Here is a 13,586-nt window from a genome sequence, read left to right on the forward strand (position 1 = left end):
ACTATACTTGCTGCAAATATCCTTTTATAAACCCTACCGTTTGTCTTAAGCCAATTCTAAAGAGACTAGCGACTATATGCACTAAAATCACAACTTTATTACTATAAATATAATTTCCACCTCGCATTTTGGGGCTATTTTCGTACCAATTTTCTATTGCCTCATTAATAAAATGAAAAATATTTCCTCTTTCTTGCAGAAATCTGTTATATCCATGGCAGTTACTGACCTTCATTTTAGTTGGCATATTTTTCTTTCGTAGGTTAAATGCCTGTTTTATAGTGAATTTCGTCAGTAACTTCCAGTTCTTTTTATCTGAGCTATGCAACAAAGCCCACTGGAATCCAGTCTTTCTTACCAACAAAAACTTAGAATAACTTTTGTTCTTAAAAAATTTCTAGATTCCAGACTCATGTTTCAATGTTAAACAAGGTACAATAGAATTGAGTAGGGTAATTTCTAGGGAATTATTATATTCTAGAAAAAGTAAAATGTCATCCAGATAGACTAATATACAAGGTAAGCTGAATGTCTATAAGGAAAAACAGCAAGGCTTTTAGGATTTGCTATAAATCGCATCAGGAGCTCAAGAGTACAGCTTACAATTACAGATAGGTATAGTTGAGTTTAAAGTAACTACATCAATTTACTACAATTTTCAAACCTATAAGCTGCTATGCAACAAAGCCCTGTGTGGGTATAATTTTGACAGGATACAAAGCTTAATGGAGAAAGTTACGAACATCAGTGAAAAACATGGCAATTTTATTCTCATTTGCAGCTGCTATCACGTCTTGATCTTTCAATGAGCCACCTGGCTGAATTATAGCTGTAATTCCATGCTTTGCACTCTCTACTATACTATCTGGAAATGGAAAAAATGCATCTGAAGCAAGCGCTGCGCCTTTACATTTTTCACCTGCTTTTTTTACTGCAATATTCACACTATCTATTCTGCTTGTTTGTCCTGCACCGATGCCAATAGCACAACCGTCTTTTGCTATCACTATTGCGTTGGATTTCACATGTTTACATATTTTCCAAGCAAAAATAAGATCTTCCTTCTCTTTTTTTGTTGTAGTGCATTCTGTCACTCGGTTTATTTCTTCTACTTTTACTGTATGGTTATTATTTTCTTGCACTAAGAACCCGCCAACAACATTTTTGATTTGATATTTTGCATTTTGCTGAAGAGATTGATGAATAATCACTCTTAAATTTTTCTTTTTTTGTAAAATTTTTAGCGCCTCATTGTTTACCGATGGTGCTATCACCACTTCCAAAAATATCTCGTTTAATTTCTCTGCTAGCTTTAAATCTATCTCCCGATTGAAAGCAACTATTCCACCAAAACTGCTTATTTCATCACATGATAGAGCTTTTTCATATGCTTTTAAAGCACTATCACTAACAGCAGCGCCACATGGATTATTGTGCTTTATTATCACCGCTGCAGGTTCTTGAAACTCAGAAATTATGTTAAGTGCAGACTCTATGTCGACTATATTATTATAGCTCAACTCTTTTCCATGTATTTTCTCCAGTGGATACTTGCTAAATTGATTGCTATAAAATGCAGCTTTTTGATGAGGATTTTCACCATACCTGAGTCCTTGTGCTTTACATCCATATAAAGTAAAAAACTCTGGTAACTCATTGCTTTTACCCTGTGATAAAAACCAATTGTAAATATTAGAATCATACTGTGCAGTCAGAGCAAATGCTTTAGTTGCTAGATGTTTTCTATATTCTAATGTTGTCTGATTGTTATTTTTGATCATCTCAGCTTTCAGTGTTTCGTAATCTTGAATGCTAGAAATCACTGAAGTGAAATGAAAGTTTTTTGCTGTAGCTCTAATTAATGCTACTCCACCTATATCTATTTGTTCTATGATTTGCTTCTCACTTGAGTTGCTATTAACCGTTTTCCAAAATGGATATAAGTTAGTTATAAGCAGATCTATCGGCTTAATTTCTAGATTCTGCATTTCCTTTTCGTGCCTTTTTCGATCACAGAGTATTCCTCCATGAATTTTAGGATGTAAAGTTTTCACTCTGCCATCTAGTATTTCTGGAAATTGTGTGTAATCTGAAACTTCTTGCGTTTTTATTCCCGCACCTGATAGCACTTTATAAGTATTCCCTGTTGAGAGAATTTCTATTTGTTGCTGCATCAAAAACGATGCAAGTTCAATTATATTTGTCTTATCGTATACTGATATTAAAGCTCTTTTAATTTTCATATGGAAGGTTTCTTAAGATTATATCTAAGAAAAGAAAATTTGTCTATATATAGCTACTACGTCATACCGCCACGTTATCCACAACTGTACGAACATTGTGATACAAGAGACCAAGAAAGATGTCATCCCAGTGCCCAGACACTGGGATCCAGAAAACTTCACTTTAAATGAACACACCAGGTGGCTGTACAATAGAAACTGGATTCCAGTGTCAAGCAACTGGAATGACACCATCTACTACTCAAATTACCTGCAAATTGCAATGTTCGTACACCAAAACGCGTTATCTTGTTGTAGATTCCGCTAACAAGCAGCGGAATACCAAATTGTAGAAGTTGCTTTAGCTCTTCTCACCCTCCCTTCAAAGTAGTCTATTCTATAAATTTTTTTGTTAAACTTGATTTTAAGCCACGAACAAAATCTTTAATATCGCAAGGATTTCTTCCTTCCATTTGTACAACTTTAGGAATTAAAGTACCACCTTTTAAACTTATATGCATATTATCATTAATGATTTCACCTTGTCCTGAAGTGAAGGCTTCAAATTCAGCATCAAGTATCTTGATACGTTTATTCTCTACCTTAATGAATGCTTTTGGATAAAATGCTTTAACCTTTCTATAAGCAATTTCACAGGCGTCACTTGCGTAAATTTTATAGTCTTTTACTTTGTCAGCATAGCACGCATCGTTATCGCTCTGTTTTAAGGGAACTTGCTTTTCAATTTCGTTTAGTACTTTCAGCAGTAAATCACTACCTAATTCAGACAATTTATCATACAACGTCTTATAATTATCGCTTTTTTCAATAAGAAATTTTTTCTGTTTTAAAATAGGGCCAGAATCTAATCCTTCATCTAGCTGCATAATGCTAACTCCGGTTTCTTGATCTCCGGCTAAAATTGTGTGCTGTATCGGAGCTGCACCGCGCCACCTAGGCAGCAATGATGGATGAATATTAATACAACCATATTTGGGAATATTTAAAATTTCTTTTGGAAGTATCAATCCATACGCAGCAACAACTGCAACGTCTGGCTTAAAATTTCCAAACTTTTCTTGCTCTATCGAAGATTTTAAAGAGGTAGGAGTACATACCTCTATGTCACTTTTTTCAGCAACGATGTGTACTGGCGATTTTGTTAACCTCTGCCCACGTCCAGAAGGTTTTGGAGCTTTGGTATATACTGCTACTATTTCACTCTGTAATTTCAATAGTAAGTTTAACGCACCAACAGCAAACCCCGGTGACCCCATGAAAATAATTCTCATGTTTTCAGGTGTGTTTGCTTTAGGAATTTTCTGCTAACTTACTATTTACAGTTTCTATTAATTTAGCAAAATCATCCTTATGATTAACAGCCATCTCAGCAAGAATTTTTCTATTCAAATCAACTCCAACAAGTTTAAGACCATGCATAAACCTACCATAAGTAAGTCCATGTTCTCTTGCCGCTGCATTAATACGTATTATCCACAAACCACGAAAATCACGCTTGCGATTTCTTCTGTCTCTATAAGCATACTGTAGTGCTTTTTCAACCCTTTGTAATGCAATTCTATAACAATTCTTTGCCCGTCCTCTATAACCCTTTGCTAATTTTAATACCTTTTTATGACGAGCATGAGTAGCGACTCCACGCTTTATCCGAGCCATTTTTATCTTACCTCCATTTTATTAAATACCATAAGGCATATAAAGTTTAACTATACGCGAGTCAGATTTATTGAGAATCGTTGTACCGCGTTGATTACGAATATTAGATTTACTTCTCTTTACCATGCCATGTCTCTTACCTGACTGAGTAGAGATGACTTTACCCTTAGCTGTAAGGTGAAAGCGCTTTTTGACAGAAGATTTGGTTTTTAATTTTATTTTCGTCATATTCTAAACAAATTTACAAACACCACTATTTAGTTCTTTATTAGTAATTAAGTATGAGTATAGATAATTTTATTAAAGAATCAAATTAAAATTGTATTTTAAAGCAGCTTGAATGTAATCACACCCAGTATATGTGTTATACCTTCTTCATTCCCAATTGGTAGCAATACTTGCCTTATTTTAACACTTTCACTTTCTTCCTCTTCGTTAATTGAGCATTTACTCTCTATTACAGTCTCAAGTTTATCAATAACTGCATCTATTTTATATAACCGCAAAAATGGTGCATCAATTGCATACTTATCATCGATGTACATCTTTTTTTCAAAACCATAGAATTCAATAGCTTTTTCTCCTGCATTTTCACAAATATAACCTCGATCTTTAACTTCAATGATAAAACAATGCTGCCATGACTCCATGATTTCTGCAGTGTCTATTTCATGTCTTTCTGGCCATTCTCTATCTGATCCTTTTATATCACTCCAATGTTGAGTAACTATATTCACTATTCTTCTTTCTTTGCCTGCATAATTTTCCATTCGAAATTCCACATATAAAACACAGATATGAGGTAAATTTATCGTGAATGTATTGATTTTTTCTTACTAAAGGATGTAGATTATTGAAAATTCTCATCCTGTTTACACAACAGGTAATGATAAATTAAGTATAATAATTAGAGCATAAAAATTATTAAATGAGGAAACTGTAAAAAAATAATAAAAAAATTCTATTTTTGCAATATTTTGACTAAATAATACTATTACCTCTACTTTCTAAGGTTATTGCACTTAATAAATTACTAGATGAAGTTTCTTCCTTAGAACTACTATGGCTTTTATTTTTTCTATTATAAAACCAACATTTAAATGGTACAGCTGCTGCGATAGCTGCTAACAAGACTACTCCCATTGCTAACATATCTACTGTTAACACTCCCATATTTTCCTTATTTGATCGAGATGTTTCCAATAATTTAAATCTTCTCAAGTTCCTATCATGAATCATAGGATTACCCAAAATATTTGTCGTATTTTTAACATTTCCTATATTTTGAATTGTAATTCCATTACTAGCGTTTGATTTTTTCATTTCTTCCATTACTTGTTTTAAGTTTGGTAGTTCTGTTGTTGTACTTTCAATATCAACAGCTTCCAGCTTTTGCAAATTCTCATTACTCAAAAACTCTTTGAGATACTTTTCATAAAACTCTTTGGCATTATATCTTTTATAACTTCGTATTTTTCCACTCTTGAGGTCAGAAACAATATCATCAATCATCACTTTTGGATTTTCTGCATGCACTATTTCTCCTTCAGCAACAAGAATACGATAAGATGTATCGTCAAGCATACATACATACTTAAGTTTTAAATCACCTCCTCCCAATAGAAAATATATTGTTCTGTTTTGTTCTACATCTCGCAATTCTGATTCAATACTAATCCATCTATTCCTTTTTTCCTTATTGATTGATCTTTTTTTTCCTACAGTATTTTTAAATCTTCTTGACATATATGACCCCCAAGCTGACCAATATTTCCTTATGTATAAAAGATAAATTATTTAAGTCCACATCTTTTCACTAAGATTTTTATATTTTTATTATACTAAATAATACATATATTAATATCTGAATTTCTCATTGCAATTTATTATACCTTAGTAAAAATGATATAAAATTAGAGAAAGAATTATAAATTTTGTGTAAGACAGGAAAATTTCTTCTCCTTTGGTCCCAGAGCATATAAGTGCTGTAAGCGCTAAGTTGATGGCACTGTTGTGCCATCAAACTCTGGAATTTTACTCAACACTAATCTGAGAAGATAGATGTGCTACCGATGTAGCATTGCTGAGCAAAGATTCTATTTCTGATGTAGATCCGGAATGCTCAAGTTGAGTTTGTTCAGGAAGGTTTTTCATAGCTTTTTCAACATCGTAGCTACCTTCCCTATTTTTTCTATGCCATACAAAGTATCCTAATCCTGCAAAAGCTACTGCTAGCACTCCACCCAATATACCACCAGCAATCCCTGCTATTCCTATATACTGTCCTCCATTTATTTCGGATAATTTAGGCCCTTCCACATCTGTGCTATTAAATATAGAATGATCTAATACTTCTTGTGAATTACTATCAAAACGGGAAACACTACTTATACCTTCAGGTGTAATTCCATAACTAGCGTTTGATTCTTCTATTTCATTTATTACGTCATTAATCTCTTTAGTAGTTACTTTGCTTGATGCAAAATCGAATTCTTGTTTTGTTAAAGAAGCTGATTCGATAGTTACACCTTCCTTCATCTGATAATCAATTTCTTCAGTAGTATAGTATTTTCTAAAATGGATGATAAAGTTCCATTATGGTATTACCAACCAAAAGCTGTAAGTCTGTATATTTATACATGAGAGGTCTGAGGCGGCTTTTGATGGTATGCCAACAGTATTCTATAGGATTCAAATCTGGTGAATATGTTGGAAGATACAGCAAATGACAGCCAAAAGACTCTATTAATGATTTTGTTTTAGTGGTCTTATGAAATGTAGCATTATCCATAACTATAGTTGTGCCAAGTGGCAATTTAGGTAATAACATCTTCTCCAACCATGTATTGAATACCTCTTTGTCACACCCACCTTTGAAAGTCATTGGTGCAATAAATCTCTTTCCAATCCACCCGGCTACTATACTGATTCTCTCTCGAGTTCTCCCTGGAATATCTGCATAAATTTTCTTTCCTCTTGGAGCGCGTCCATATTCTCGGTATAACTTATTATCAACTCCTGCTTCATCTATATATAAGATGCTGGAATGGTCTATTTTTGAGATTTTATCAATAAATTGCTCCCTATCTTCTTGATTGCGCTCTTGATATAGTGTGACTTTTTTTTAAAGTAATTTTTAGCTGTTTTAGTCTATACCAAATTGAGTTTATTCCAAATCCAAGATTTTGTTTCATCTCTGCCAGAGTATGATCTGGATTCTTTGTAACATATTCTTCGAGTATTTTGGGGTCTATTTTTCGAATAAAGCTACCGTTTTAGATGGCTTGAGGCTTTCACCAGCAGCTTTCTTTTTTAACCAACGGTACAGAGTTGCTATTCCTATCTCCATAAGCTCTGCTACCTCAACCTTTGTCTTACCTTTTTCTATCATCAATACTGCCTTTTCCCTTAAATCCACACTATATGCCATTATAACTCAAATACTTTATTATACCTTTATCATTTACTTTAGGAAATACTATAGATCCTCTCAATTGGCTATTTTCATCAGTTCTTTCTTTTAGCTTTTTTGAACTATCCTTACCCAATTCATCTACAAGGTTTTGTAGATATATTTTCTTAAATTCTCTATAATTATATTCTTTACCTTTTTCTATTTCTCCACTCTTAAGACCTAAAATAATTCTATCTATTGTCGATTCACGAATTGCTTGAGGAATGTCTATTGAATTTACTATTCCTGTAACCAAGCCTATCTCAGCTGCTCTAGAAGATATAGAGAGGTCTTTTACTGTTAAATTCTCTCCTTTAATTAAAAATTCTACCCTTCTGTTTTGTTTTATACTTTCCAAGTCAGATACAATTCTAATTGTTGGACCATCCATCTCCTGCTTATTTGTTGTTTCTCTCTTTCGCATGCTATTCTTAGTGTTTTGGAATTTTTTTGGCATTTCACACTCCTTAAATTAATTAATAAAAGTATTATTTGAATTAACAAATACTTCTCTATGTTAGTGGATAAAATATTTAAACCTATATCTTTTTATTAAAATTTTTATGTAAAAGTTACTTTTATTATACTAAGTAATATATATATTAATATTTAGATTGATAAATTGATTTTACTTCTGTTACAACTTATTATGCATAGATAACCTCAGTAAAAACGATGAAGCTAAACGAAATTAGAGAAAGATTTATAAAATTTTTTGTAAATAATAATCATGAGCAAGTTCCTTCTTCTCCTTTGATTCCAGAGAACGATCCAACACTCATGTTTACAAATGCTGGTATGGTACAGTTCAAAAACATCTTTACCGGCACGCAAAAAACTGAAATGAAACGTGCCGTCTCAAGTCAAAAGTGTCTCAGAGCAGGTGGTAAACACAATGATCTTGAAAATGTTGGCTATACATCTCGGCATCACACATTTTTTGAAATGCTCGGAAATTTTAGCTTTGGTGATTACTTTAAAGAAACTGCGATAGAATTTGCGTGGAAATTTATTACTGAAGAATTGTCTCTTGATAAAAACAGACTATCCATAACTGTTTACCACACTGATGATGAAGCATATGAAATTTGGCGTAAGATAAGTGGCTTTTCAGATGATAAAATCATAAGAATTACAACAGATGATAACTTTTGGAGCATGGGCAATACTGGTCCATGTGGCCCATGTTCTGAAATCTTTTACGATCATGCAAATCAGGATTTGCATGAAGACGACAGAATTGTTGAAATTTGGAACCTGGTGTTCATGGAATTTAATAAAGATGAAGAAGGTAATTTACAAAAATTACCAAAAAAATGCATCGATACCGGAATGGGCCTTGAAAGAATAGCAGCTGTTATGCAGAACGTTCATGATAACTATGATATTGACCTATTTTCTGCTCTGGTAAGTAAATCGCAAGAGTACTGTGGAAATACGGAAAATAAAGTAGCTCATAAGATTATTGCAGATCACCTTCGTGCAGCTGCATTTCTCATCGCAGAAGGAGTACTTCCTGGAAATGAAGGAAGAAATTATGTACTACGCAGATTGATCAGGAGAGCAGTACGTTATATCCATCTACTTGGATATAATGATTCTCTATTGAACCTTGTTTTTCCTGCACTCATAGATGGCACAAGTTTGGCTTATATGGGAGATGCTTATCCAGAGCTAATCAGAGCTAAAAGCTTAATAGAAACAACGTTAAAATCAGAGGAAGAAAACTTTAAAGACACTTTAATGAAAGGCATTAATCTCTTGGACAAATTCACTACAGATTTAAAATCAGGTGACACTCTATCTGGAGAATCAGCATTCAAACTATATGACACTTATGGATTTCCTTTGGATATCACACTTGATATTTTGAAAGAAAGGAAAATAAATTTTGACCAAAAAGGTTTTGATAATGCAATGAAAGAGCAAAAAGAAAGAGCACGTGCTAATTGGACTGGATCTGGTGAAAAGTCTGTTGAACAAGTATGGTTTAATTTAATCGATCAGTTTGGCAAAACGGAATTTGTTGGTTATGAACGTGATGAAGTAAAGGATGCAACAGTACTCGCAATAATTTCCTCTAAAAATGAAGTAATTGATTCTGCAAAAGAAGGAGAAAAGATAACTATTATACTTGATAAAACACCTTTTTATGGAGAGTCAGGTGGACAAGTGGGAGATATTGGAAATCTTATACAGTCTGATGGAAGTATGGTAACAGTCGAAAATACCAACAAGATTAATGACTTGTATTTGCACAGGTGCGTCGGCTCAATTTGTAAAGGTAACACAGTTACAGCTAGTATTAACAAAAAAAGAAGACAAGACTTAAGAAGAAATCATTCAGCTACACATCTTCTACACTTTGCACTCAGAAAAATCTTAGGTGATCACGTTACTCAAAAAGGTTCTCTAGTCGCACCAAATAGACTAAGATTTGACTTTAGTCACAATAAGCCAGTCACTCAGGATCAGCTGTCTTCAGTAGAAGATATAGTAAACTCTCTAATCAGAGAAAATCTTTCTACGTCCACAAAAGTTCAAGGTATGGATGAGGCAATAGACGAAGGAGCGATGGCCTTATTTGGTGAAAAATATGGTGATAATGTTAGGGTTGTAAAAATTGGAGATTCAAAAGAATTATGTGGTGGTACACACGTGGAGCGTACCGGAGAAATTGGTTTGTTTAAGATAGCAGCAGAATGTTCCATTGCATCTCGAGTAAGAAGAATTGAAGCTTTAACCGGTCAAGAAGCAATTAATTATGTACGCAATAACGAAATTAGCTTAAAAAAAGTTGCAGAATGCGTAAAAGCACCAGTAAATGAAATAATAAGTCGACTCAGTATTTTAAGCCAGGAGCGCAAAGAATTTGAAGTCAAAATAAAAAATCTTTATAAAAAGCTTATCAGTGTAGAAGCTGTAAAAAGTACCGAAATAAATGGAATAAATTTCGTAAGCCACACTTTCAATAACGTTCCAGGAAGTATAATAAGGGAATTTGCTCTACAGCAACAAAAACCGAAAACTGTAATAGCCTTCATGGTAACAGAAAAGGATAAAACAGTTTTGATTGTCAAAGTAAGTAAAGATTTAACTAATAAGATCAATGCAAAAGAGCTAGTATCTACTGTAACCAGAAGGGATTGCGGTGGAAATGCCGAACTTGCCCAAACAAGCTGTGATAACAATAAAATAGATGATGCCATTACAGCAATCCATAGCAAAATAACATTTTGCAAAAACTAATACACCCTACTACCTCGGTATCTTTTAACCGTGAACGGAATCGTCAAGGTATTATGCAAATAGGGGTAGAGAAGACTTAACTGTCAAATGAGCATATCAGGTAATAAGAACTGGATTACAGCTCCATGCTCTGGAATGATATCTAGGTTTAAAGTCTACATAAAAATCATTTACAATCTACGTTCAATATGATAAGTTAAAAACAGTTTATTCCTCGGTAGCTCAGTGGTAGAGCAGTTGGCTGTTAACCAATTGGTCGCTGGTTCGAATCCGGCCCGGGGAGCATTGTTTTATACAATCTGCACATTTCATTTTTAGCCCAGAATTCACTAACTTTTCTCTGTCTCTTAAACAGACAAAACTGTGGAGTTATATAGCTTTAAAACCTTTACTTTCAAAATGCAAAGATGCCTGTACCTCACTTAGCTTACTACCTGATTCTTCCCCTATTTTTCTTTTATTACACTTACTTTGCAGTGAAGGCAGGACATTTTTAGGGAACGTGCTATCAATATAACAATAATTAAAAATAATTGAAGTAAGACGCACCAAATTTCCACTCGCCAAAGTCTGTGAACCTCTGTAATTAATGCTGTTATCATATACTTTAAGTGTAATAAGATTTATAAGATTCCCACTCGCTAAAGCCTCTGCACCTTTGTCACTGATTTCATTCCATCCTAAACTAAGCAACGTAAGATTTGTAAGATTTCCACTCGCTAAAGCTTTTGCCCCCCTATCGCCAATTTTATTATCATATAATTTAAGCTCAGTAAGACTTGTAAGATTTCCACTTGCTAAAGCCTCTACACCTTCATCACCAATTTCGTTTCCTCCTAAATCAAGCGAAGTAAGATTTATAAGATTCCCGCTTGCTAAAATCTTTGCACCTTCTGTACCAACATAACTGCAACTTAGATCAAGTGAAGTAAGATGAGAAAGCTGAGCTAATTCTTTTATAACCTCATAATTAATTTTTGAACATCGTAAAATAAGTCTTGTAATGTTTGTATTGCTTTTTAAAAAGTTTACTAATCTATCAACATTAATCATAGCACCTGATGTTGCTAAAGTATTATCCTTTACATATTGGCTATAACTCATTTGACCTCACTATTAAAGCTATGCAAGTGTTTTAGTAAACACTTCAGCAACTGTCAATCACTTTAATAAAATATTTTATGAAAAAACTCATATACTATTGCCTCTACGCAGCTTTTTCTATCTCCTACTTTAACACAAAAGTTGTGAGAAGAGTTTATTTTTGGTATCATCGGGGGTTTTCGATGTTAATTTTTATATGAACTTTAAATCAGTCGTTTTATGTATACTAGATGGCTGGGGCAATGGAATAGAAAATAGTAAATACAACGCTATTAGCAATGCAAATCTCCCTTGTTGGCAACATATTAACTCTAATTATCCAAAGTGCAGTTTATCTGCCTGTGGAACTGATGTTGGATTACCAGAAGGCCAAATAGGCAATTCAGAAGTTGGCCATATGAATATTGGCAGTGGTAGAGTGGTAATGCAAAGCCTTCAGCGTATTAATCAAGAAATCGAAACGATAGAAAATAATGCAAATCTACAGAATTTTATTAATGATCTAAAAAGTAAGAATGGCATATGCCATATAATGGGATTGATATCAGATGGCGGTGTTCATTCGCATCAAAAGCACATTTCAGCTTTAGCAAACAAGATATCACAGCGCGGAATTAAAGTTGTAATACACGCATTTTTAGATGGCAGAGACACACTGCCAAATTCAGGGAAAAGATGCATTCAAGAATTTACAGAAAGCATAAAGGAAAATGATATAAGAATCTCCACTATCTCTGGGCGTTATTATGCTATGGACCGTGATAATAGGTGGGAAAGAACAATTGAAGCTTATGAAGCCATCGCATTTGCAAAGGCGCCTCGTTATGATGATGCAGTATCGCTCATTGATGAAAATTATCAAAATAATATAACCGATGAATTTATCAGGCCCGCAGTAATAGGTGATTATCAAGGTATAAAACCAGAAGATGGACTACTACTGGCTAACTTTCGTGCTGATCGAATGATACAATTGGCAAGTATTTTGCTAGGCAAAACAGATTACGCTAAGGTAGCAAAATTTTCTTCAATTCTAAGTATGATGCAATACAAAGCGGATTTAAAAATCCCTTATCTCTTTCCTCCTGAATCTTTTGCCAACACTTTGGGACAGATAATAGAAGACAATAAATTACGGCAACTGCGCATTGCTGAAACTGAGAAATACGCGCATGTGACTTTCTTTTTTAATTGCGGAAGAGAAGAACCTTTTTCCGGTGAAGAAAGAATACTAATTCCTTCACCAAAAGTTAAAACTTATGATTTGCAGCCTGAAATGTCAGCCTTTGAGCTCACAGAAGAGCTTGTAAAAAAAATTCATTCTCAAGAATTTGCGCTGATAGTTGTAAACTATGCTAACCCTGATATGGTAGGACACACAGGTAATATAAAAGCGGCTGAGCAAGCAGTACTCGCTGTAGATGATTGCCTTGCAAGAGTGCTGAGTACTGCTGAACAAGTTGGTAACACCGCACTCATTATTACAGCAGACCATGGCAATGTAGAATGTATGTTCGATGAAGAAAATAACACGCCTCACACAGCACACACTCTAAATAAAGTTCCATTCATTGTATCTTGTAATAATCTAAAACTAAGAGATGGAAAATTATCTGATATTGCCCCCACTATTTTACAGCTACTTGGACTCAAAAAGCCAAATGAAATGACAGGTAGTTCGTTGATTGTATAATTTTTCGTATTACTCTCTATTCACAACTGTTGTAGTTTGAGACACCGGAAGGGTGCTATTCAAACAGCCCCTTGTCGTTTAGGTAGCCCATTCGGTGTCATCTCAGTGCTTGACACTGGCTTCTTGATTCCTGGACTCCAGCGTCACGCGCTGATCATCTTTGTTCATCTAAAAAGTAGCAGATTTA

General features: G+C 34.0%; 14 protein-coding genes, 1 tRNA gene and 2 pseudogenes. 4 read left to right on the forward strand and 13 right to left on the reverse strand.

The window, feature by feature from the left end; all coding sequences use genetic code 11:
- Positions 1 to 4: 4 nt before the first annotated feature.
- Positions 5 to 247 (reverse strand): annotated as a pseudogene (locus OM962_RS07200) (transposase); the annotation flags it as partial.
- Between the two features lie 475 nt (positions 248 to 722).
- Positions 723 to 2,243: a bifunctional phosphoribosylaminoimidazolecarboxamide formyltransferase/IMP cyclohydrolase gene (gene purH / locus OM962_RS07205; RefSeq protein WP_006013536.1), complete on the reverse strand. Its 1,521-nt coding sequence runs from the start codon at positions 2,241 to 2,243 to the stop codon at positions 723 to 725.
- 127 nt (positions 2,244 to 2,370) lie between these two features.
- On the opposite strand from purH, the pseudogene OM962_RS07865 reads away from it, so the two are divergent.
- Positions 2,371 to 2,527, forward strand: a pseudogene (locus OM962_RS07865) (WPE palindromic element domain-containing protein); the annotation flags it as partial.
- Between the two features lie 87 nt (positions 2,528 to 2,614).
- Here the strand turns inward: OM962_RS07865 and fmt are convergent.
- From fmt to OM962_RS07260, 10 genes are all read right to left on the reverse strand, one after another.
- Complete coding sequence (gene fmt / locus OM962_RS07215; protein WP_211908448.1) at positions 2,615 to 3,514, reverse strand: methionyl-tRNA formyltransferase; 900 nt, start codon at positions 3,512 to 3,514, stop codon at positions 2,615 to 2,617.
- A 19-nt stretch (positions 3,515 to 3,533) separates the two neighbouring features.
- Positions 3,534 to 3,899 carry a 50S ribosomal protein L20 gene (gene rplT / locus OM962_RS07220; protein WP_264331293.1) on the reverse strand — a complete coding sequence of 122 codons (366 nt, stop codon included), beginning with the start codon at positions 3,897 to 3,899 and terminating at the stop codon, positions 3,534 to 3,536.
- A 21-nt stretch (positions 3,900 to 3,920) separates the two neighbouring features.
- A complete protein-coding gene (gene rpmI / locus OM962_RS07225; RefSeq protein ID WP_006013548.1) occupies positions 3,921 to 4,127 on the reverse strand; it encodes a 50S ribosomal protein L35 in 207 nt (68 codons plus the stop codon).
- A 98-nt stretch (positions 4,128 to 4,225) separates the two neighbouring features.
- A complete protein-coding gene (locus OM962_RS07230) occupies positions 4,226 to 4,669 on the reverse strand; it encodes a PAS domain-containing protein (protein WP_019236701.1) in 444 nt (147 codons plus the stop codon).
- Positions 4,670 to 4,880: 211 nt separating this feature from the next.
- Positions 4,881 to 5,645 (reverse strand): hypothetical protein, encoded by a 765-nt coding sequence (locus OM962_RS07235; protein WP_264331294.1) that lies wholly within the window; start codon positions 5,643 to 5,645, stop codon positions 4,881 to 4,883.
- 288 nt (positions 5,646 to 5,933) lie between these two features.
- On the reverse strand, positions 5,934 to 6,437 hold the full coding sequence (locus OM962_RS07240; protein ID WP_264331295.1) for a hypothetical protein: 504 nt from the start codon (positions 6,435 to 6,437) through the stop codon (positions 5,934 to 5,936).
- Positions 6,438 to 6,471: 34 nt separating this feature from the next.
- Positions 6,472 to 6,972: an IS630 family transposase gene (locus OM962_RS07245; protein WP_319606738.1), complete on the reverse strand. Its 501-nt coding sequence runs from the start codon at positions 6,970 to 6,972 to the stop codon at positions 6,472 to 6,474.
- Between the two features lie 10 nt (positions 6,973 to 6,982).
- On the reverse strand, positions 6,983 to 7,162 hold the full coding sequence (locus OM962_RS07250) for an IS630 transposase-related protein (RefSeq protein WP_319606739.1): 180 nt from the start codon (positions 7,160 to 7,162) through the stop codon (positions 6,983 to 6,985).
- Positions 7,150 to 7,329 (reverse strand): transposase, encoded by a 180-nt coding sequence (locus OM962_RS07255; protein ID WP_264330453.1) that lies wholly within the window; start codon positions 7,327 to 7,329, stop codon positions 7,150 to 7,152. The genes OM962_RS07250 and OM962_RS07255 overlap by 13 nt, the downstream gene beginning before the upstream one ends.
- Complete coding sequence (locus OM962_RS07260; RefSeq protein WP_264331296.1) at positions 7,319 to 7,810, reverse strand: hypothetical protein; 492 nt, start codon at positions 7,808 to 7,810, stop codon at positions 7,319 to 7,321. The genes OM962_RS07255 and OM962_RS07260 overlap by 11 nt, the downstream gene beginning before the upstream one ends.
- A 218-nt stretch (positions 7,811 to 8,028) precedes the next feature.
- Between OM962_RS07260 and alaS the strand changes: the two genes are divergently transcribed.
- Both alaS and OM962_RS07270 read left to right on the forward strand, forming a co-directional pair.
- On the forward strand, positions 8,029 to 10,602 hold the full coding sequence (alaS, locus tag OM962_RS07265) for an alanine--tRNA ligase (protein WP_264331297.1): 2,574 nt from the start codon (positions 8,029 to 8,031) through the stop codon (positions 10,600 to 10,602).
- Positions 10,603 to 10,813: 211 nt separating this feature from the next.
- Positions 10,814 to 10,885 (forward strand) — tRNA-Asn (locus OM962_RS07270).
- Positions 10,886 to 10,971: 86 nt separating this feature from the next.
- Here the strand turns inward: OM962_RS07270 and OM962_RS07275 are convergent.
- The gene (locus OM962_RS07275; RefSeq protein WP_264331298.1) at positions 10,972 to 11,706 is read right to left on the reverse strand and encodes a leucine-rich repeat domain-containing protein; all 735 of its coding nucleotides are present in this window, start codon (positions 11,704 to 11,706) and stop codon (positions 10,972 to 10,974) included.
- A 196-nt stretch (positions 11,707 to 11,902) separates the two neighbouring features.
- Here OM962_RS07275 and gpmI point away from each other — a divergent pair, with 196 nt between their 5' ends.
- A complete protein-coding gene (gpmI, locus tag OM962_RS07280) occupies positions 11,903 to 13,399 on the forward strand; it encodes a 2,3-bisphosphoglycerate-independent phosphoglycerate mutase (protein WP_264331299.1) in 1,497 nt (498 codons plus the stop codon).
- Positions 13,400 to 13,586 lie beyond the last annotated feature (187 nt).

The organism is Wolbachia endosymbiont (group B) of Erebia ligea (genome assembly GCF_947179575.1).
In the GTDB taxonomy this organism is placed as follows: Bacteria; Pseudomonadota; Alphaproteobacteria; order Rickettsiales; family Anaplasmataceae; genus Wolbachia; species Wolbachia pipientis_C.

Excerpts from the sequence above, each read along its gene's own strand:
- purH (WP_006013536.1), bottom strand. The coding sequence starts at position 2,243 with ATGAAAATTAAAAGAGCTTTAATATCAGTATACGATAAGACAAATATA.
- fmt (WP_211908448.1), bottom strand. The coding sequence starts at position 3,514 with ATGAGAATTATTTTCATGGGGTCACCGGGGTTTGCTGTTGGTGCGTTA.
- rplT (WP_264331293.1), bottom strand. The coding sequence starts at position 3,899 with ATGGCTCGGATAAAGCGTGGAGTCGCTACTCATGCTCGTCATAAAAAG.
- rpmI (WP_006013548.1), bottom strand. The coding sequence starts at position 4,127 with ATGACGAAAATAAAATTAAAAACCAAATCTTCTGTCAAAAAGCGCTTT.
- OM962_RS07230 (WP_019236701.1), bottom strand. The coding sequence starts at position 4,669 with ATGGAAAATTATGCAGGCAAAGAAAGAAGAATAGTGAATATAGTTACT.
- OM962_RS07235 (WP_264331294.1), bottom strand. The coding sequence starts at position 5,645 with ATGTCAAGAAGATTTAAAAATACTGTAGGAAAAAAAAGATCAATCAAT.
- OM962_RS07240 (WP_264331295.1), bottom strand. The coding sequence starts at position 6,437 with ATGAAGGAAGGTGTAACTATCGAATCAGCTTCTTTAACAAAACAAGAA.
- OM962_RS07255 (WP_264330453.1), bottom strand. The coding sequence starts at position 7,329 with ATGGCATATAGTGTGGATTTAAGGGAAAAGGCAGTATTGATGATAGAA.
- OM962_RS07260 (WP_264331296.1), bottom strand. The coding sequence starts at position 7,810 with ATGCCAAAAAAATTCCAAAACACTAAGAATAGCATGCGAAAGAGAGAA.
- alaS (WP_264331297.1), top strand. The coding sequence starts at position 8,029 with ATGAAGCTAAACGAAATTAGAGAAAGATTTATAAAATTTTTTGTAAAT.
- OM962_RS07275 (WP_264331298.1), bottom strand. The coding sequence starts at position 11,706 with ATGAGTTATAGCCAATATGTAAAGGATAATACTTTAGCAACATCAGGT.
- gpmI (WP_264331299.1), top strand. The coding sequence starts at position 11,903 with ATGAACTTTAAATCAGTCGTTTTATGTATACTAGATGGCTGGGGCAAT.